At 51.0% G+C, this 19301-nt stretch carries 20 protein-coding genes and 2 pseudogenes; 15 read left to right on the top strand and 7 right to left on the bottom strand.

Going from position 1 to position 19301, the window contains the following annotated elements:
* Positions 1-7: 7 nt before the first annotated feature.
* The gene (gene yaiW, locus ACJHYO_RS07325; RefSeq protein ID WP_085455212.1) at positions 8-1102 is read left to right on the top strand and encodes a surface-exposed outer membrane lipoprotein YaiW; all 1095 of its coding nucleotides are present in this window, start codon (positions 8-10) and stop codon (positions 1100-1102) included.
* Between the two features lie 57 nt (positions 1103-1159).
* Here the strand turns inward: yaiW and ACJHYO_RS07320 are convergent, their stop codons facing one another.
* Positions 1160-1468 carry a YaiY family protein gene (locus tag ACJHYO_RS07320; RefSeq protein WP_000763151.1) on the bottom strand — a complete coding sequence of 103 codons (309 nt, stop codon included), beginning with the start codon at positions 1466-1468 and terminating at the stop codon, positions 1160-1162.
* A 259-nt stretch (positions 1469-1727) separates the two neighbouring features.
* Between ACJHYO_RS07320 and ACJHYO_RS07315 the strand changes: the two genes are divergently transcribed.
* Complete coding sequence (locus ACJHYO_RS07315) at positions 1728-1940, top strand: DUF2754 domain-containing protein (protein WP_001295334.1); 213 nt, start codon at positions 1728-1730, stop codon at positions 1938-1940.
* 202 nt (positions 1941-2142) lie between these two features.
* Here ACJHYO_RS07315 and ddlA read toward each other — a convergent pair whose 3' ends face one another.
* The gene (gene ddlA / locus ACJHYO_RS07310; RefSeq protein WP_000413677.1) at positions 2143-3237 is read right to left on the bottom strand and encodes a D-alanine--D-alanine ligase; all 1095 of its coding nucleotides are present in this window, start codon (positions 3235-3237) and stop codon (positions 2143-2145) included.
* Positions 3238-3314: 77 nt separating this feature from the next.
* Here ddlA and ACJHYO_RS07305 point away from each other — a divergent pair.
* The 5 genes and pseudogenes from ACJHYO_RS07305 (at position 3315) to adrA (ending at position 7132) form a co-directional block, all read left to right on the top strand.
* Positions 3315-3518, top strand: a pseudogene (locus ACJHYO_RS07305) (hypothetical protein).
* Between the two features lie 181 nt (positions 3519-3699).
* Positions 3700-3960, top strand: a complete 261-nt coding sequence (iraP, locus tag ACJHYO_RS07300) for an anti-adapter protein IraP (RefSeq protein WP_000792973.1) — start codon at positions 3700-3702, stop codon at positions 3958-3960.
* 100 nt (positions 3961-4060) lie between these two features.
* Entirely contained in the window at positions 4061-5476 is a 1416-nt protein-coding gene (gene phoA / locus ACJHYO_RS07295) for an alkaline phosphatase (RefSeq protein ID WP_000814404.1), read from the top strand.
* A gap of 118 nt (positions 5477-5594) precedes the next feature.
* Positions 5595-5915 carry a phosphate starvation-inducible protein PsiF gene (psiF, locus tag ACJHYO_RS07290; RefSeq protein ID WP_001295332.1) on the top strand — a complete coding sequence of 107 codons (321 nt, stop codon included), beginning with the start codon at positions 5595-5597 and terminating at the stop codon, positions 5913-5915.
* 101 nt (positions 5916-6016) lie between these two features.
* Positions 6017-7132: a diguanylate cyclase AdrA gene (gene adrA, locus ACJHYO_RS07285; RefSeq protein ID WP_410232426.1), complete on the top strand. Its 1116-nt coding sequence runs from the start codon at positions 6017-6019 to the stop codon at positions 7130-7132.
* Between the two features lie 16 nt (positions 7133-7148).
* Here adrA and proC read toward each other — a convergent pair whose 3' ends face one another.
* Complete coding sequence (gene proC, locus ACJHYO_RS07280; protein ID WP_001298540.1) at positions 7149-7958, bottom strand: pyrroline-5-carboxylate reductase; 810 nt, start codon at positions 7956-7958, stop codon at positions 7149-7151.
* A 119-nt stretch (positions 7959-8077) separates the two neighbouring features.
* On the opposite strand from proC, the gene ACJHYO_RS07275 reads away from it, so the two are divergent.
* From ACJHYO_RS07275 to ACJHYO_RS07245, 7 genes and pseudogenes are all read left to right on the top strand, one after another.
* Positions 8078-8536 (top strand): YaiI/YqxD family protein, encoded by a 459-nt coding sequence (locus ACJHYO_RS07275; RefSeq protein ID WP_000158159.1) that lies wholly within the window; start codon positions 8078-8080, stop codon positions 8534-8536.
* 182 nt (positions 8537-8718) lie between these two features.
* Positions 8719-9243: a shikimate kinase AroL gene (gene aroL / locus ACJHYO_RS07270; protein WP_000193393.1), complete on the top strand. Its 525-nt coding sequence runs from the start codon at positions 8719-8721 to the stop codon at positions 9241-9243.
* A gap of 49 nt (positions 9244-9292) precedes the next feature.
* The gene (yaiA, locus tag ACJHYO_RS07265; protein ID WP_001142439.1) at positions 9293-9484 is read left to right on the top strand and encodes a protein YaiA; all 192 of its coding nucleotides are present in this window, start codon (positions 9293-9295) and stop codon (positions 9482-9484) included.
* A 257-nt stretch (positions 9485-9741) separates the two neighbouring features.
* The gene (locus ACJHYO_RS07260) at positions 9742-10419 is read left to right on the top strand and encodes an AroM family protein (RefSeq protein ID WP_001276402.1); all 678 of its coding nucleotides are present in this window, start codon (positions 9742-9744) and stop codon (positions 10417-10419) included.
* Between the two features lie 71 nt (positions 10420-10490).
* A complete protein-coding gene (ppnP, locus tag ACJHYO_RS07255) occupies positions 10491-10775 on the top strand; it encodes a pyrimidine/purine nucleoside phosphorylase (RefSeq protein WP_000941942.1) in 285 nt (94 codons plus the stop codon).
* Between the two features lie 147 nt (positions 10776-10922).
* Positions 10923-11264 (top strand): annotated as a pseudogene (locus ACJHYO_RS07250) (DUF2773 domain-containing protein); the annotation flags it as partial.
* Positions 11261-11341 (top strand): hypothetical protein, encoded by an 81-nt coding sequence (locus ACJHYO_RS07245; RefSeq protein WP_122083095.1) that lies wholly within the window; start codon positions 11261-11263, stop codon positions 11339-11341. The pseudogene ACJHYO_RS07250 and the gene ACJHYO_RS07245, both read left to right, overlap by 4 nt.
* Positions 11342-11421: 80 nt before the next feature.
* Here ACJHYO_RS07245 and rdgC read toward each other — a convergent pair whose 3' ends face one another.
* Positions 11422-12333: a recombination-associated protein RdgC gene (gene rdgC / locus ACJHYO_RS07240; protein WP_001366457.1), complete on the bottom strand. Its 912-nt coding sequence runs from the start codon at positions 12331-12333 to the stop codon at positions 11422-11424.
* A gap of 124 nt (positions 12334-12457) precedes the next feature.
* Between rdgC and mak the strand changes: the two genes are divergently transcribed.
* The gene (gene mak, locus ACJHYO_RS07235; protein ID WP_001219315.1) at positions 12458-13366 is read left to right on the top strand and encodes a fructokinase; all 909 of its coding nucleotides are present in this window, start codon (positions 12458-12460) and stop codon (positions 13364-13366) included.
* Between the two features lie 267 nt (positions 13367-13633).
* Here mak and araJ read toward each other — a convergent pair whose 3' ends face one another.
* The 3 genes from araJ to sbcD all read right to left on the bottom strand — a co-directional run bounded on the left by araJ (position 13634) and on the right by sbcD (position 19286).
* Entirely contained in the window at positions 13634-14818 is a 1185-nt protein-coding gene (gene araJ, locus ACJHYO_RS07230; RefSeq protein ID WP_001331503.1) for an MFS transporter AraJ, read from the bottom strand.
* A 125-nt stretch (positions 14819-14943) separates the two neighbouring features.
* Complete coding sequence (sbcC, locus tag ACJHYO_RS07225; protein ID WP_021531072.1) at positions 14944-18087, bottom strand: exonuclease subunit SbcC; 3144 nt, start codon at positions 18085-18087, stop codon at positions 14944-14946.
* On the bottom strand, positions 18084-19286 hold the full coding sequence (sbcD, locus tag ACJHYO_RS07220) for an exonuclease subunit SbcD (protein WP_001221287.1): 1203 nt from the start codon (positions 19284-19286) through the stop codon (positions 18084-18086). Before sbcD ends, sbcC begins: the two co-directional genes overlap by 4 nt.
* Positions 19287-19301: the final 15 nt, after the last annotated feature.

Genomic DNA, 19301 nt, shown 5'->3' with positions numbered 1-19301 from the left:
AGAAGTAATGTCGCGCGTCAATCCTCTATCTTCGCTGTCATTGTTGGCGGTTCTGGTTTTAGCGGGGTGTAGTAGTCAGGCTCCGCAACCGTTGAAAAAGGGCGAAAAAGCGATAGATGTGGCGAGCGTCGTGCGGCAGAAGATGCCTGCGAGCGTGAAAGACCGCGATGCCTGGGCGAAAGATCTCGCCACCACCTTTGAAAGTCAGGGGCTGGCACCGACGCTGGAAAACGTCTGCTCGGTGCTGGCGGTGGCGCAGCAGGAGTCAAATTATCAGGCAGATCCGGCCGTTCCGGGCTTAAGCAAGATCGCATGGCAAGAGATTGACCGTCGTGCTGAACGGATGCACATTCCTGCTTTTCTGGTGCATACCGCGCTAAAAATCAAATCGCCAAACGGCAAAAGCTATAGCGAACGGTTAGATTCGGTGCGTACAGAAAAGCAATTGAGCGCGATTTTTGACGATCTGATCAGCATGGTGCCAATGGGGCAGACGCTGTTTGGTTCGCTCAATCCGGTGCGCACCGGTGGGCCGATGCAGGTCAGTATTGCTTTTGCCGAACAGCATACCAAAGGGTATCCGTGGAAAATGGACGGTACAGTCCGTCAGGAAGTCTTCAGTCGCCGCGGCGGGTTGTGGTTTGGTACTTACCATTTACTGAATTATCCCGCCAGCTATAGCGCGCCGATATACCGTTTTGCTGATTTTAACGCTGGCTGGTACGCCAGCCGTAATGCCGCGTTTCAGAACGCGGTCAGTAAGGCCAGCGGCGTGAAGCTGGCACTGGACGGTGATTTAATTCGTTACGACAGTAAAGAGCCCGGGAAAACCGAACTGGCAACGCGCAAACTGGCGGGAAAACTGGGGATGAGCGACAGCGAAATTCGCCGTCAGTTAGAGAAAGGGGACAGCTTCTCTTTTGAGGAGACGGCGCTGTACAAGAAAGTTTATCAACTTGCCGAAGCGAAAACGGGTAAATCACTACCCCGCGAAATGTTGCCTGGCATTCAACTGGAAAGCCCGAAAATCACCCGCAACCTGACTACGGCCTGGTTTGCGAAGCGCGTAGACGAACGGCGGGCGCATTGTATGAAACAGTGATCAAACAGGAATGTCATGCCAGATAAAGCGTTTTAGGTCCTATCTGGCAAGTAAATCTTACTGGCGGCGATGTCGCCAGTGCAGCCATAGCGCCACTACTGCAAAAATGAGGCAGCCAACTAAAAACGGGATCAGCCCGAAAATGGTGCCGACACCTAAACCAATTTCCACCCGTGGGCGACCTGTTTCCTGGACCTGCATTAAGCGCTCATAGACGCCGGGCGCATGCACTAACAGGTTCAGCAATTGCGCCCCAGCCCAAAAGCAAAACAGCACAAACAACGCATAGGCAATGTTGCCAGGCGTTGAAGAGGCATTGCGATATTTTCCGCTAAACAGCGATTTTGACAGGGTGAAATCAGCCATAAAAACCTCCGGAAGTCATCTGCTTCTCTTCTGGTGTGATACCAGCGGCTTATGGCAAGTCTGACAGGTCATTAAGATTGTCAATATCAGAATCATGGTAAATTGATGTTGGGAATATTCCCGAAGCGTGAATCTTCGTCGTGAGTCACAAAATGACAACCTTAAGTTAAATTTATTAACAATTACGGAAATGTTGTCTACGCCACAGACGGATGTTGCAGAATATGCAAGGATGTTGTTTTTCGTTAACGGAGCTGCCATGAACTTGCCTGTAAAAATCCGCCGTGACTGGCACTACTATGCGTTCGCCATTGGCCTTATATTCATTCTTAATGGCGTGGTGGGTTTACTGGGATTTGAAGCAAAAGGTTGGCAGACCTATGCCGTCGGTCTGGTGACGTGGGTGATTAGTTTCTGGCTGGCGGGGCTGATTATTCGTCGTCGCGATGAAGAAACTGAAAACGCCCAATAACAGAGGATTGGGCGTTCTGGGGGCTGACAAAGTGCTCGTTGTTTTTGCCGGATGCGGCGCGAACGCCTTACCCTGCCTACAAAATCATGCAAAATCAGTATATTGCAATTATCTGGTAGGCCTGATAAGCAAAGCGCATCAGGCAATCTTACGTTTGCCATCAGTCTTAAATGCCCAATAAAAGTTATCAGGCATTTAAAAATTACATTGTGGTTTTCAGTGCGTTATCCGCAGCGTGACGCTCCAGCGCCAGCTCAATCAAACGCGTGATCAGGTCGGTGTAACCCAGACCGCTGGCTTGCCACAACTTCGGATACATACTGATGTTGGTGAAGCCAGGCAGTGTGTTGATCTCGTTGATCACCACTTCGTTCTCTGGGGTTAAAAATACGTCTACACGCGCCATGCCTGCGCATCCCAACGTTTGATAGGCCTGAACGGCAATCGCCCGGATCTTATCGTTGATTTCTGGCGCAATGGCTGCCGGAACAACCACTTTCGCGCCATCTTCGTCAATGTACTTGGTGTCGTAGGCATAGAAATCGCTGGTGAGTACGATCTCGCCACAGGTGCTGGCTTGCGGATTGTCGTTGCCCAGAACTGCGCATTCGATCTCACGACCTTTGATCCCTTGCTCAACGATCACTTTATGGTCGAACTCGAACGCCAGATCGACGGCAATTGCGTACTGTTCTTCACTAGTTACTTTGCTGACACCAACAGAAGAGCCCTGATTAGCCGGTTTTACAAACAGCGGTAACCCCAGTTTAGACTCCACTTCGGCAAAACTGATGTTGTGACGATTAGCGCGCGTCAGGGTAATAAATGGCGCAATGTTCAGCCCGGCATCGCGCAGCAGACGTTTGGTGACATCTTTATCCATACAGGCCGCTGAAGCCAGAACATCAGAACCTACAAACGGTAAATTGGCGACCCGCAGCATTCCCTGCAAGGAACCATCTTCGCCCAGCGTACCGTGGACAATAGGGAAAATGACATCCACCGTCGGCAACGGCTGACCGTTTTGTGCGTCGATAAGCTGATGCTCATGTTTACCTGGCACCTGCGCAAGGCTGGTCGCCGAAGGGCGCAACGCAATATGGGCAGGATCGTCTGCATTTAGCAGATAATTGCTGGCATCGCTGACGTGCCATTGCCCTTGTTTATCAATGCCCAGCAGCACAACATCGAAGCGACTTTTATCAATGGCATCGACAATGTTTTTTGCCGATTGCAGAGACACTTCATGTTCCGCTGATTTACCACCAAAAACGATTCCTACCCGCAGTTTTTCCATCTTAAAAACCTATCCCGTCTAACACAAAGTGCATACATTACCACGACAAAACGGGGGATTCGCGGCCTTCTGACAGAATGTTGCAATCTTCTGCTGACAAAGCGAGCAACGTACTGGTGAAGAAAGTGCGTTATCTCAAAGATGTGTGCAAGATCACAAAAATGATGAACGGGAAGCTAATTTATTCCTGGCTTAAATGACCATGTGGTGAGTTTTTTTCTCTTAATTATAAGATAACGAGGAGAATATATTTCATAACTTTTATTTATAATAAAGGTTGATAATTAAAGACCTATATTTTATGTGGGTAATTATTTAAATAAGAGAAACGTTTCGCTGGTAATCAAACAAAAAATATTTGCGCAAAGTATTTCCTTTGTCATAAAAATAATACTTCCAGACACTATGAAGTTGTGAAACATAATGTTAACTTCTCCATACTTTGGATAAGGAAATACAGACATGAAAAATCTCATTGCTGAGTTGTTATTTAAGCTTGCCCAAAAAGAAGAAGAGTCGAAAGAACTGTGCGCGCAGGTAGAAGCTTTGGAGATTATCGTCACGGCAATGCTTCGCAATATGGCGCAAAATGATCAACAGCGGTTGATTGATCAGGTAGAGGGGGCGCTGTACGAGGTAAAGCCCGATGCCAGCATTCCTGACGACGATACGGAGCTGCTGCGCGATTACGTAAAGAAGTTATTGAGGCATCCTCGTCAGTAAAAAGTTAATCTTTTCAACAGCTGTCATAAAGTTGTCACGGCCGAGACTTATAGTCGCTTTGTTTTTATTTTTTAATGTATTTGTACATGGAGAAAATAAAGTGAAACAAAGCACTATTGCACTGGCACTCTTACCGTTACTGTTTACCCCTGTGACAAAAGCCCGGACACCAGAAATGCCTGTTCTGGAAAACCGGGCTGCTCAGGGCGATATTACTGCACCCGGCGGTGCTCGCCGCTTAACGGGTGATCAGACCGCCGCTCTGCGTGATTCTCTTAGCGATAAACCTGCAAAAAATATTATTTTGCTGATTGGCGATGGGATGGGGGACTCGGAAATTACTGCCGCACGCAATTATGCCGAAGGTGCGGGCGGCTTTTTTAAAGGTATCGATGCCTTACCGCTTACCGGGCAATACACTCACTATGCGCTGAATAAAAAAACCGGCAAACCGGACTACGTCACCGACTCGGCTGCATCAGCAACCGCCTGGTCAACTGGTGTCAAAACCTATAACGGCGCGCTGGGCGTCGATATTCACGAAAAAGATCACCCAACGATTCTGGAAATGGCAAAAGCCGCAGGTCTGGCGACCGGTAACGTTTCTACCGCAGAGTTGCAGGATGCCACGCCCGCTGCGCTGGTGGCGCATGTGACCTCGCGCAAATGCTACGGTCCGAGTGCGACCAGTGAAAAATGTCCGGGTAACGCTCTGGAAAAAGGCGGAAAAGGATCGATTACCGAACAGCTGCTTAACGCCCGTGCCGATGTTACGCTTGGCGGCGGTGCAAAAACCTTTGCTGAAACGGCAACCGCCGGTGAATGGCAGGGAAAAACGCTGCGTGAACAGGCACAGGCGCGTGGTTATCAGTTGGTGAGCGATACTGCCTCACTGAATTCGGTGACGGAAGCGAATCAGCAAAAACCCCTATTAGGACTGTTTGCTGACGGCAATATGCCAGTGCGCTGGCAAGGACCGAAAGCAACGTACCACGGTAATATAGATAAGCCCGCAGTCACCTGTACGCCTAATCCGCAACGTAATGACAGTGTACCGACCCTGGCGCAGATGACCGACAAAGCCATTGAATTGTTGAGTAAAAATGAGAAAGGCTTTTTCCTGCAAGTTGAAGGTGCGTCAATCGATAAACAGGATCACGCAGCGAATCCTTGTGGGCAAATTGGCGAGACGGTCGATCTCGATGAAGCCGTACAACGGGCGCTGGAATTCGCTAAAAAGGATGGTAACACGTTGGTCATAGTCACCGCTGATCACGCACATGCCAGCCAGATAGTTGCGCCGGATACCAAAGCTCCGGGCCTCACCCAGGCGCTAAATACCAAAGATGGCGCAGTGATGGTGATGAGTTACGGGAACTCCGAAGAGGATTCACAAGAACATACCGGCAGTCAGTTGCGTATTGCGGCGTATGGCCCGCATGCCGCCAATGTTGTTGGACTGACCGACCAGACCGATCTCTTCTACACCATGAAAGCCGCCCTGGGGCTGAAATAAAACCGCGCCCGGCAGTGAATTTTCGCTGCCGGGTGGTTTTTTTGCTGTTAGCAACCAGACTTAATGGCAGATCACGGGCGCATACGCTCATGGTTAAAACATGAAGAGGGATGGTGCGATGAAAATTACATTACTGGTTACCTTGCTTTTCGGTCTGGTTTTTTTAACCACCGTCGGCGCTGCCGAGAGAACCTTAACCCCACAACAACAGCGTATGACCTCTTGTAATCAGCAGGCGACGGCGCAGGCGTTGAAAGGGGATGCTCGTAAGACCTACATGAGTGATTGCCTGAAGAACAGCAAATCTGCGCCTGGTGAAAAAAGTTTGACGCCACAGCAGCAAAAGATGCGCGAATGTAATAATCAAGCAACACAACAATCTCTGAAAGGGGATGATCGTAATAAGTTTATGAGTGCCTGCCTCAAGAAAGCCGCCTGATACCTGATAGTGCTAACGGGTGAGCTACGAAAATGGCTCACCCGAAATTTCATACTTCTGCCTTTAGCCCCGTCTCTATAATTTGGGAAAATTGTTTCTGAATGTTCCCAAAAATAATGAATGATGAAAACTTTTTCAAAAAAGCGGCGGCGCATGGGGAGGAACCTCCTTTAACTCCTCAAAACGAACATCAGCGGTCCGGGCTGCGCTTTGCCCGTCGCGTCAGACTACCCCGCGCGGTTGGCCTGGCTGGCATGTTCTTACCGATTGCTTCAACGCTGGTTTCGCATCCGTCGCCGGGCTGGTGGTGGCTGTTGTTGGTCGGCTGGGCGTTCGTCTGGCCGCATTTAGCCTGGCAAATAGTGAGCAGGGCCGTCGATCCGCTTAGCCGGGAAATTTACAACTTAAAAACCGATGCAGTATTAGCGGGAATGTGGGTAGGCGTAATGGGCGTAAACGCACTGCCTTCCACCGCGATGTTGATGATTATGTGTCTGAATTTGATGGGGGCAGGCGGCCCCCGTCTGTTTGTCGCGGGTCTGGTGTTGATGGTGGTCTCCTGCCTTGTCACCCTCGAGCTGACGGGCATCACCGTGTCGTTCAATAGCGCACCGCTGGAATGGTGGCTCTCCCTTCCCATTATTGTCATTTATCCTCTGCTGTTTGGCTGGGTCAGCTACCAGACGGCGACTAAACTGGCGGAACATAAACGCAGGTTGCAGGTCATGAGTACCCGCGACGGTATGACGGGCGTGTATAACCGACGTCATTGGGAAACTATGTTACGCAATGAATTTGATAACTGTCGGCGGCATAATCGCGATGCAACGTTACTGATTATCGATATCGACCATTTCAAGAGCATCAACGATACCTGGGGCCATGATGTGGGTGATGAAGCGATTGTGGCGCTTACCCGACAGTTACAAATTACCCTGCGCGGTAGCGATGTGATTGGTCGGTTTGGCGGCGATGAGTTTGCAGTAATCATGTCCGGTACGCCAGCTGAGAGCGCCATCACCGCCATGTTACGGGTGCATGAAGGGCTAAACACGTTACGCTTGCCGAATACGCCACAGGTAACTTTACGGATTAGTGTGGGGGTTGCGCCGCTGAATCCACAAATGAGTCACTATCGCGAGTGGTTGAAATCGGCAGATTTGGCGCTCTACAAAGCAAAGAAAGCCGGACGTAACCGCACCGAAGTGGCGGCCTGACGTCCGGCAAAAGCCATCAGGATTTGCTGAGTTTTTCTGATTTTTCCATACACTTCGTCATCGCTTCGATCACTGCGGCACGGAAGCCTTTCTCTTCCAGTACGCGTACCGCCTCAATGGTGGTGCCTCCCGGTGAGCAGACCATATCTTTCAGTGTTCCCGGATGTTCTCCCGTTTCCAGCACCATTTTTGCGGAGCCCATTACCGCCTGAGCGGCAAATTTATACGCCTGGGCGCGTGGCATCCCGCCCAGCACGGCGGCGTCGGCCATCGCTTCGATAAACATAAAGACGTAGGCTGGCGAAGAACCGCTCACACCGACCACCGGGTGGATCATCGGCTCAGCAATCACTTCCGCTTCGCCAAAGCAGCGGAAAATATTCAGCACATCAGCGGTATCTTCTGGGGTTACCAGCGCGTTTGGCGTTACGGAGGTCATCCCGGCATTAACCAGCGCGGGAGTGTTCGGCATGGCGCGGATAATTTTCCGGTCATGGCCCAGCGCGCGGGCAAGCTGGTCGAGCGTGATACCTGCAGCAATAGAAACGACCAGAGAGTCTTTATTCAGGCTGGAGGTGATTTCGCTAAGCACTTTAATCATGATGCCTGGTTTAACGGCGGCAAAAATGATGTCGGCGATTTGCGCTACTTCTTGCGCCGATTCTGCGGCGTTGATGCCGAACTGGTCATGCAGGGCGGTGACTTTATCCGGGGAGGGGGTATATACCCAGATTTGCCCTGGAAGCACCTGACCGCTGGCAATCAGACCGCCGAGAATGGCTTTTCCCATATTGCCGCAGCCAATAAAACCGATTTTCTTTTCCATTGCCTCACTCCTGCCGTGAAATTCATTGTTTTGATAATCGCTGGCAGAAGCATAAACAGAACTATGCCGGAAGGCAAAAGCGCGACACAATAGAGGATTACCCAACAAAGGATGACTTTATGACAATTTGGGTGGATGCCGACGCGTGTCCCAATGTAATTAAAGAGATTTTGTATCGCGCGGCGGAACGTATGCAGATGCCGCTGGTACTGGTAGCAAACCAGAGTTTACGCGTGCCGCCATCACGATTTATTCGTACGCTGCGCGTCGCGGCAGGTTTCGACGTTGCCGATAACGAAATTGTTCGGCAGTGTGAAGCGGGCGATTTGGTGATCACCGCAGATATACCTTTGGCTGCTGAAGCCATCGAGAAAGGCGCGGCGGCGCTTAATCCTCGCGGCGAACGTTACACGCCAGCGACCATTCGTGAGCGCCTGACGATGCGCGATTTTATGGATACCTTACGTGCCAGTGGGATCCAGACCGGAGGACCAGATAGTCTTTCACAACGTGACCGCCAGGCCTTTGCTGCGGAGCTGGAGAAGTGGTGGCTGGAAGTGCAACGTAGTCGTGGCTAAATGTAATTTATTATTTACACTTCATTCTTGAATATTTATTGGTATAGTAAGGGATGTATTGAGATTTTCACTTTAAGTGGAATTTTTTCTTTACAATCGAAATTGTACTAGTTTGATGGTATGATCGCTATTCTCATGACACCGGCTTTCGCCGCATTGCGACCTTTTGGGGAAAACCCACGATGACACAACCTCTTTTTCTGATCGGGCCTCGGGGCTGTGGTAAAACAACGGTCGGAATGGCCCTTGCCGATTCGCTTAACCGTCGGTTTGTCGATACCGACCAGTGGTTGCAATCACAGCTCAATATGACGGTCGCGGAGATCGTCGAAAGGGAAGAGTGGGCGGGATTCCGCGCCAGAGAAACGGCGGCACTGGAAGCGGTAACTGCGCCATCCACCGTTATCGCCACGGGCGGCGGCATTATTCTGACGGAATTTAATCGTCACTTCATGCAAAATAACGGGATCGTGGTTTATTTGTGTGCGCCAGTATCAGTCCTGGTTAACCGACTGCAAGCTGCACCGGAAGAAGATTTACGGCCAACCTTAACGGGAAAACCACTGAGCGAAGAAGTTCAGGAAGTGCTGGAAGAACGCGATGCGCTATATCGCGAAGTTGCGCATATTATCATCGACGCAACAAACGAACCCAGCCAGGTGATTTCTGAAATTCGCAGCGCTCTGGCACAGACGATCAATTGTTGATTTTCGAGCGCCTATACTTAACGTTCATCCCGTGAAATAAGGAAGAACGATGCCAACGAAACCGCCTTATCCTCGTGAAGCATATATAGTGACGATTGAAAAAGGAAAGCCAGGACAGACGGTAACCTGGTACCAACTCAGAGCCGATCATCCTAAACCAGACTCGTTGATCAGTGAACATCCGACCGCTCAGGAAGCGATGGATGCGAAAAAACGCTATGAGGACCCTGACAAAGAGTGACCGCATCAGACTGCTCGGAAGGGATTCTGAGTGCCGCCACAAGGGATCTGCGTCACATTTTTCACAATTCATGTTTTTCAAATAATTAGAATATTAAACAATAACAATCCATTACTGGAATCATTTGGAATCTTTACATTATGCAGTGCAGGTCTGCTGCTACGCTTTTTGTCATTTGTAGCACAAGTAAGTGTCAGCAGTGGTGCTTAACACTTGCCCGGTAATTAACGACGAAATAAAAGTAAGGTGGAAGAACAATGAGTGCGTCGTTGGCGATCCTGACTATCGGCATTGTACCTATGCAGGAAGTTTTGCCGCTCCTGACAGAATACATTGACGAAGATAATATTTCCCATCATAGCCTGCTGGGGAAGTTAAGCCGCGAAGAAGTGATGGCGGAGTACGCGCCAGAAGCAGGCGAAGACACAATTCTCACATTATTAAATGACAACCATCTGGCCCATGTTTCGCGTCGCAAAGTGGAGCGAGACCTGCAAGGTGTGGTTGAAGTGCTCGATAATCAGGGTTACGACGTCATTATATTAATGAGTACAGCAAACATTAGTAGTATGACCGCGCGTAATACGATCTTTCTTGAGCCGTCGCGGATATTGCCACCGCTGGTTTCCTCTATTGTTGAAGATCATCAGGTGGGGGTTATCGTACCGGTTGAGGAGTTGCTGACCGTTCAGGCGCAAAAATGGCAAATTTTGCAGAAACCGCCAGTATTTTCATTGGGTAACCCCATTCATGATTCGGAACAAAAAATCATTGATGCCGGGAAAGAATTACTGGCAAAAGGTGCAGATGTCATCATGCTGGATTGTTTGGGATTTAACCAGCGTCATCGCGATTTACTGCAAAAACAGCTCGATGTTCCTGTCTTGCTCTCTAACGTATTGATTGCACGGCTGGCTGCGGAATTACTGATGTAATTTTGCGTGACAGCCAGCGCCTCTGGCCCCTATAGTGAAGTAGATGTTCAACTACCAGACAGGGCCAGTTTATGCTTCAAAGTAATGAGTACTTTTCCGGCAAAGTGAAATCGATCGGCTTTTCCAGCAGCAGCACTGGTCGCGCCAGCGTGGGTGTTATGGTTGAAGGTGAATACACCTTCAGCACCGCTGAGCCTGAAGAGATGACGGTAATCAGTGGCGCGCTGAATGTGTTACTGCCTGACGCGACCGACTGGCAAGTGTATGAAGCCGGTTCGGTGTTTAATGTTCCCGGTCACAGCGAGTTTCATCTGCAAGTTGCCGAACCCACCTCTTATCTGTGCCGCTATCTGTAATTCCTCGCCTTCCCCTTGAACGGGAGGGCATTTTTCTGAAATGTCCTCTCTTTAACCCATAATAATATTTCCTTTGCTGGGATTTTTTCGATTTCCGATATATTCATAATTCATCAAGGTTGATATAAATATCAGCGAAGATCTCCAGATATTGTTGCGGAACTGGCGACGATAAAAGATAAATCAGATGATGAATGGTGGCGTGCATTGCTGCAAAGTCGCAATGATCATTTGCGCCAAACGGCATTGCACAACGCACATACCCCGGTGTTGTTGTTAACGACATTGACTGAGCCTCAGGAGCGGTCGCTGGCTATTAATAATTCACAGCTGGCTGCCGATGTGAAAACGGCGTGGTTAAAAGAGGAGCCATCATTACTCTTATTTGTCGAACAACCCGATCTTTCGCTGTTACGTGATTTAGTGAAAAACGGGGCAACGCGGAAAATTCGCAGTGAAGCGCGTCACCGGCTTGAGGAAAAACAATGACACAACGCCCCTGGAGCAAGTTACAGCATAAAACGCATAATATTGCTGCGCTAAGAATTATTGCCCGCTGTAGCTAACGATTATATTCCTGGTGTGGCTTCGTACGCCGGATAAGACGCGGCAGGCGTCGCATCCGGCATTAAAGGTAAATCAGCAATTAACGTTGTGCTTCGCCACCTAATCCTTCAATCAGGTTTTGAATTAACGCTGCCAGTTCACCAGTCATCAGGATGAAATCGGCATCAAAACGCTGGGCGAAATCTTCACGGTCGATATCTTCGTTTTGATCGCGCAGCTCGTCGCAGAACTTCAGACGCTTGAGCGAACCATCGTCGCACATCACAAACTGAATGCGCTGCTGCCAGTCGAGCGCCAGTTTAGTCACCACTTTTCCGGCTTCAATGTGGTTGGTGATCTCTTCGCTGGTCAGATCTTGTTTCTTCGCGCGGATCACGCCGCCATCTTCCAGCAACGATTTCAGCTCGGCTTCATCAAGCAGCTGGAAGCCCTGTGCCGTGCTGCCGGAACGTACCCATTCGGTCAGCGTCAGTTCAATCGGGTTTTCCATGCTCAATGGTACAACCGGTAACGACCCCAGGCTTTTACGCAACAGTGCCAGCGTATCTTCCGCTTTTTTGGCGCTGGCGCAGTCCACCATAATCAAACCGTTAACCGTGTCGATCCACATCATTGTCTGGCTAAAACGGCTGAAAGCACGCGGCAGCAGAGAGTGCAGCACTTCGTCTTTCAGCGAATCTTTTTCGGTTTTCTTCAGCTTACGCGCCTGTTCTGCTTCCAGTTTGGCGATTTTCGCTTCCAGCGCCTGTTTAATCACCGGGGACGGGAGGATTTTTTCTTCTTTGCGCGCACAGATAACAATTTGACCATTGGCAACGTGCGTTAACGCATCGCTGTGCGATCCCATCGGAGGTACCCAGCCCATCTTCGCCATGTCCTGGCTGCCGCATGGGGTAAATGCCATCGAGGCTAGCTGTTTTTCCATCTCTTCTGCACGCAGCGAAATCTCGCGGCTAAGACGGTAAACCATTAAATTTTTGAACCACAGCATGATAATTTCCACGGCCTTGTCGTTAAATTTAGCGGGCATGATAACGAATTGTCGGCGGCCTTGCATTGCCAATCCGGTTGTCCGTCTCTACGCTATTGATATTGAAAAAAATAAGGAGAGTACCGTGCGTATAGGTATCGATTTAGGCGGCACCAAAACTGAAGTGATTGCATTGGGCGATGCAGGGGAGCAGTTGTACCGCCATCGTCTGCCCACGCCGCGTGATGATTACCGGCAGACTATTGAAACGATCGCCACGTTGGTTGATATGGCGGAGCAGGCAACAGGGCAGCGCGGAACGGTAGGTATGGGCATTCCTGGTTCGATTTCGCCCTACACCGGCGTGGTGAAGAATGCCAATTCAACCTGGCTCAACGGTCAGCCATTCGATAAAGACTTAAGCGCGCGGTTGCAGCGGGAAGTGCGGCTGGCAAATGACGCCAACTGTCTGGCGGTTTCAGAAGCGGTAGATGGCGCGGCAGCGGGAGCGCAGACGGTATTTGCCGTGATTATCGGCACGGGATGCGGCGCGGGCGTGGCATTCAATGGGCGGGCGCATATCGGCGGCAATGGCACGGCAGGCGAGTGGGGACACAATCCGCTACCGTGGATGGACGAAGACGAACTGCGTTATCGCGAGGAAGTCCCTTGTTATTGCGGTAAACAAGGTTGTATTGAAACCTTTATTTCAGGCACGGGATTCGCGACGGATTATCGTCGTTTGAGCGGACATGCGCTGAAAGGCAGTGAAATTATCCGCCTGGTTGAAGAAAGCGATCCGGTAGCGGAACTGGCATTGCGTCGCTACGAGCTGCGGCTGGCAAAATCGCTGGCACATGTCGTGAATATTCTCGATCCGGATGTGATTGTCCTGGGCGGCGGAATGAGCAATGTAGACCGTTTATATCAAACGGTTCCACAGTTGATTAAACAATTTGTCTTCGGCGGAGAATGTGAAACGCCGGTACGCAAGGCGAAACATGGTGATTCGAGCGGCGTACGCGGCGCTGCATGGTTATGGCCACAAGAGTAAAAAAACCAGGCAATTGGCGTATCATGCCTGATGCGACGCTTGCCGCGTCTTATCAGGCCTACAAAGTGAGCCGTCCGGTAGGCCGGATAAGGCGCTCGCGCCGCATCCGGCAACAAATAACGCGCACAGTGGCGGCAACCCCCGGTGCTCCGATGCCTGATGCGACACTGGCGTGTCTTATCAGGCCTACAAAATGAACAGTCCCGTAGGCCGGATAAGGCGTTCACGCCGCATCCGGCAACAAGCGATGCGCACTGCGACTGCTATCTACCCCAGTGGTTTCGCCAGCACCGAACTATCCGCCGCTTGCTGGCGCTTATAGCGACCATACAGCAGCAACGACGACATCGCAGCAAACGAAAGCAGGGCAGCGGGCAGCGCCACGTAATTATATGCCAGCCCCAGCGTCAGCATCATACCACCGCAATATGCGCCGACGGCGCTACCGAGGTTAAACGCTATTTGCCCACCTGCGGCACCTAATAACTCTCCGCCTTTGGCATTTTGCAGTAATAATATTTGTAGAGGTGCTGATAGGGCAAATAATCCCGCGCAACAAATAAAAGCAAAAATAAGCGACGTTGTTTTCATACCGCCGAAGAAAAAGAGCATCAGCAGTGCCAGTACAATGATAAAGTCAGTCACTGCTGCAATGCGCAGTGGTGAATAACGTCCTGAAATCCTGCCACTTAGCATATTCCCCAGCACCATCCCTAGCCCAACTAACATCATAATAAAGGTCATCGCCGTTTCCGAAAAACCGGAAATAAACATCATGTATGGCTTTACGTAGCTGAACCAGGCAAACACACCTGCGTTGCCAAACATCGTAGCGGCGAAAATTAACCACGGGGCAGGGCTGCGTAAAAAATGAAATTGTTCGCGTAGTTTTCCTTTCGCCTCGTCGCGAATATCCGGCACCCAAAAATAGACCGATGCCATCACCGCAATATTAAAAACAGCGATCAACAAAAAGGTGTAACGCCAACTAAATTCCTGACTTAAATACGTTCCCAGTGGAATGCCCAGCAAATTGGCGACTGTCATCCCGGAAACCATCCCTGCCACGGCGGCGGTGACTTTGCCGGGTTTGATAATTTTTGATAACACGATCGCGCCGACGCCAAAAAATGCACCATGCGGAAAGCCGGAAACCAGCCGACCAATGGCGAGCATCAGGTAAGACGAAGAGAGCGTGAACATGGCGTTGCCAATGACGCACAACGCCACCAGAAACAACAAGATATGTTTGAGTGAGTAGCGGCTGGAAAAAAGCGCGATTATAGGCGCACCGACCACCACCCCCAGCGCATAATACGAGATCATATGCCCGGCGGCAGGAATCGAAATTCCTACGTTATGCGCCAGCTCCGTGAGCACGCCCATAATGCCAAATTCGGCCATCCCCAAACCAAACGTGCCCAGAGCCAAAGATAAAATAACTTTTTTCATACCACCATCACAACCACCAGAACGGCTACCAATCACCGTAGCCAATAAAGTGATAGATTGCAGGATAACGACCAGCGAGGCCAAGAGATAATTCGCCCCTCTGTATTCATTATCCTGCTGAATAGTTATTTCATTGCAAACGCACTTTCCAGTTTGCTGTAGCCCAGTCCATTGATCTTCTTCACTTTGATCTGCACCGGAATACGCTCTTTCATCGCCTCAACGTGGCTAATCACCCCGATGGTTTTGCCACTGGCATTCAGGGCATCCAGCGCATCAAGGGCGGTATCCAGCGTTTCGCTATCCAGTGTGCCAAAACCTTCATCAAGGAACAGCGAGTCAATACGCGTTTTATGGCTGACCAGATCTGAAAGCGCCAGTGCCAGCGCCAGACTGACGAGGAAACTTTCGCCGCCGGAAAGGGTACGGGTATCGCGTACCGCATCAGCCTGCCAGGTATCAACAACCTCAACTTCCAGCGCTTCGCTGGCTTTGCGCTGTAACAGATAGCGCCCGTGCAGCCGGGTAAGTTGCTGATTAGCGAGATGGACTAAATTATCCAGCGTCAGCCCTTGGGCAAACTTGCGGAATTTATCGCCCTCTTTGGAACCTATTAGCGAATTCAGATATCCCCAGTCCTCAACCTGCTGCGTCATTTGAGCAATTTGCTGCATTAAGGTTTGTTGTTGCTGACGGTTATCTGCATCCTGCTTCAGCTGCTGGCGAATCTCGCCTTGACTCGTGGTGTTTTCACGCAACTTTTGGTGAGTTTGCGCTAACTCTTGCTGAATCTGCTCCACCGTCACAGTGAGAGACAACCCGCCAGGTCGGTGTTGCTGATGCTGTGTCAGCGTTTCTGCTGTCTGAGTGACCAGCGTTTGCGCCTGACGGCGCTGGTTTTCCAGATTCTGCTTGAGCTGTTCCAGCTGCGTTAGTGTTTGTTCATCCATGAGCGCCGCAAGGAACGCCTGCTGATCGTCAAAGACGCTCGCCTGTAGCGCGGTGTCAAACTGCGCCTGGGCTTTTTGCAGACTTTGCGCCGCCAGAACATCCTGTTGCTGTAACGTCTGCTGCTGGCTGTGTAATGCGAGACATTGTTCATGAACCTGCCGCCAGTTTTCCAGCGCCATAGTTTCTTCGCTGTGCGGGAGTTCATCACTTTGCGGCAACGTTTCCAGAATCGGCGTCAGCTGCTGCATACGGTTTTGCAGCGCGGTTAATTCGTTCTGGCGTTGCTGCCAGCTCTGCGCTTCTTGCTGACGCGTCGCCAACCAGCTCTCTTCTTCATCTTCCTGTGGCAATGTCAGTGCATAACCCGCCAATGCCGTTAAGAGTTGCTGCTGGCGTTGTTCAATTTGCTGTTGATACTGGATAATTTGCTGGTTATGCGCGGCAATCTGCCCTTGTAATTCATGCCGTTGGCTGAGTAACCGCAGCTGGCGTTCGTGCTCATCTTGTGCATCTAGCCACGGTTGAATATCGTCCTGTGGCTGCAGGGTGATATTGAGGCTGGCCGTGACGGCTTGCCATTGTTGAGTAAGTGCTTGCTCATCTTGTCGGAGGCTTTGCGCTTCGTTTTCATCGCGCTGAAGCTGCTTCGTTAATGCATCCAGTTGCCCACGTAGCGCCGCACCTTCTTCGCCGAGCTTTTTCACTTCTTTTTCCAGCGTTAATAGCCGGGCCTGATTAACGCCCGGTTCCAGCGCCTGATACGCCTCGACCGCCGGGTGGCTGCTGGAACCACAAAGTGGACAAGGCTGACCCGCCTGTAACTGTGCGCGCTGGGCTTCCAGCGTTTTAATGCGCGCTTCCTGCTCGCAAATGGTTTTCACATCGGCAAGTTGTTGCGTTTTTTCTTTATAACGATGGCGCATTTCGTTAAGTGCGGCATTACGTTGCGTCTGTTCCAGAGTGACATTCTGGATAGCGACCTGTAACTGCGCCAGACGTTTTTGTTGGGGAACAATCTGCCCATGCAGTGCGACCAGGCGCTGACGCAGTGGGCGTTGCTCAGCATGTTGCGCCAGGGCGCTAGCAACTTCATCGGCGGTTAACGTCAACGTGATCGCCGCAAGCGCATTAAGTTTTTGCTCAGCATGAGTTAACTGTTGCTGCCATTGCCGCAGATGCTCGCGATCGCTGGTTTGTTGGGAGAACTGTGCACGCCAACCCGCCAGTTCGTTGTTCCACTGACGGAAGCGGTCGTGTTCCTGTAACCAGGCATTCAGGCTTTGTTGCTGCTGCTGTAATTCTGCTGACTGCTTCGCCGCGTGGTGGCGAATGCTCGCACGAAGCGCCATTGTGCTCTGTAAGCGAGTATTTACTTCTTCAATCTGCTGGCGAGTATGCGCCAGCGCCGTGCTGTGTTCTGCGATGCGTTCCCAGTGCGGACGAAGATTTCGTGCCGGTTGTGCCAGACTGAGCGCCGCCAGTTGAGGTTGCGCTTTTTCTTCTTCGGCTAATGCCTGTTGCAAGGCCTGTTGACGGCGGCTGGCTTCTTGCTGCAATTCGTCCAGACGCGTTAACCAGTTTAGCGATTGTTGTTCTTGCTGCTGCGCGGTAATTAACTGTTTTTCTTCGTCAGTAAGTACCTGCAAACTCGCTGTCAGCGATTGCACTTGTTCCGGCGTGAGCAACGCGACGCCGCTGGCCTGCGCTTGCAGCTTCTCCAGCTCTGTGCGGGCCGATTTGTGCTGCTCAAAAACCATCGCCGAGATTTGCCCGTAGATTTCAGTGCCGGTTAACTCCTCGAGCAATTCTGCGCGTTCTTTGGGTTTGGCATTCAGGAAGGCAGCAAATTGCCCCTGCGAAAGCAGCATCGAACGGGTGAAGCGCCCGTAATCCAGTCCGGTTAACGTCGCCGTCAGTTCCAGCTTATCTTTCACTTTGTCGGCGAGAATTTTGCCGTCTGCACAGCGCGCCAGCTCTACGCGTGGCACCTGCAAATTACCGTCCGGCTGGTTACGCGCCCGATTCTGGCTCCAGAACGCGCGATACGCTTCACCTTTGACTTCAAACTCCACTTCCGCCAGACATTCGGCGGTATCGCGGGTCATGAGATCATTTTGCGATTGTGAAACGTTAGAGAGGCGCGGGGTTTCGTGATACAGCGCCAGACAAATGGCGTCCAGCAGGGTGGTTTTCCCCGCACCGGTTGGGCCGGTAATAGCAAACAGCCCGTTGCTGGCGAACGGCTCGCGGGTGAAATCAATCTTCCATTCGCCTTTTAATGAGTTCAGGTTTTTCAGGCGCAGGCTGAGAATTTTCATGCTTCGTGTTCTCCGGCGAGGCTATGCAACGTCGTGGCGAAAAGATGCTGCAGACGTTGCTGCTGTGATTCATCCAGTTCTTCCAGTGCCAGACGGCGATTGAACACCTCTTCGACGCTGAGTTCGCTGAGGGTTTCACGCTGTTGGCTGGCTAACACACGCTCGCGCTGTTCACGACTCCGGCGTACCAGCAATACTTCGACAGGCAATGATTCGGTTAATGCCTGGATTTTGCGCTGAATATCATGCAGATACTCATCAGTAGTGATTTCGATATCCAGCCAGACAGGCGGCTCCTGTGATACATCGCGCCACTGTTCCAGCTGTGCGGTAATCGACGCCAGATCGCCTTTCAGCACCGCCATGGGTTGCGTTACCGGTACGTTCAGGTTTTCCACGCTCTCTAATTTGCCGTTTGAAAATGTCACCAGATGGACATATTTACTCTTACCGCATTCATCAAAACTCAGTGGTATGGGGGAACCGCAATAGCGAACATGTTCCATGCCGCCAATAATCTGCGCGCGGTGAATATGCCCGAGCGCGATGTAGTCGGCTGGTGGAAAGTTTTGTGCCGGAAACGCGTCCAGCGTGCCAATATAAATGTCACGCACGGCGTCACTTTTACTGGCACCCACGGTCGTTAAATGTCCAGTGGTGATGATGGGCAGAGGCTGATCGCCGCGCAGTTTGCAGGCATCGGCATAATGTTGTTGATAATAATCAGTAATAGCCGCCAGCAAATGCTGCTGTTTTTCAATACCGTTAAGCCCCGCCTGGCTGGTAATAATGTCACGCGGGCGTAAAAAAGGTATGGGACACAGCACTGCGCCTGGCGTCCCGTCGCGACGGGGCAATATTTGCGGCGCATGTCCGGCGCTGGCGACCACGGTAGTATTGAGGAACGCCATGATATCGCGCGATTCATTCAGCGTGGCGACCGAGTCATGGTTTCCTGCCAGTACCACCAGATGACAGCCAGTTTGCTGTAAATTGACAACAAAACGGTTGTATAACGTGCGGGCGTAACTGGGCGGCGAGCCGGTATCGAAAACATCACCGGCAACAATAATCGCATCCACCTGATGGGCTTGTGCTGTCTCCAGCAGCCAGTCAAGAAAAGCCTGATGTTCAGCTTCGCGGCTTTTACTGTAGAAGTTCTGGCCGAGATGCCAGTCTGAGGTGTGAAGGATGCGCATAACGGTTCCCTGGCG

The sequence above is a fragment of the Escherichia sp. WS1118 genome (assembly GCF_046487695.1).
Taxonomy (GTDB): Bacteria; Pseudomonadota; Gammaproteobacteria; order Enterobacterales; family Enterobacteriaceae; genus Escherichia; species Escherichia coli.
Note: the sequence above shows the minus strand (reverse complement) of the source record. Positions and strands in the feature narration are given on the sequence as shown.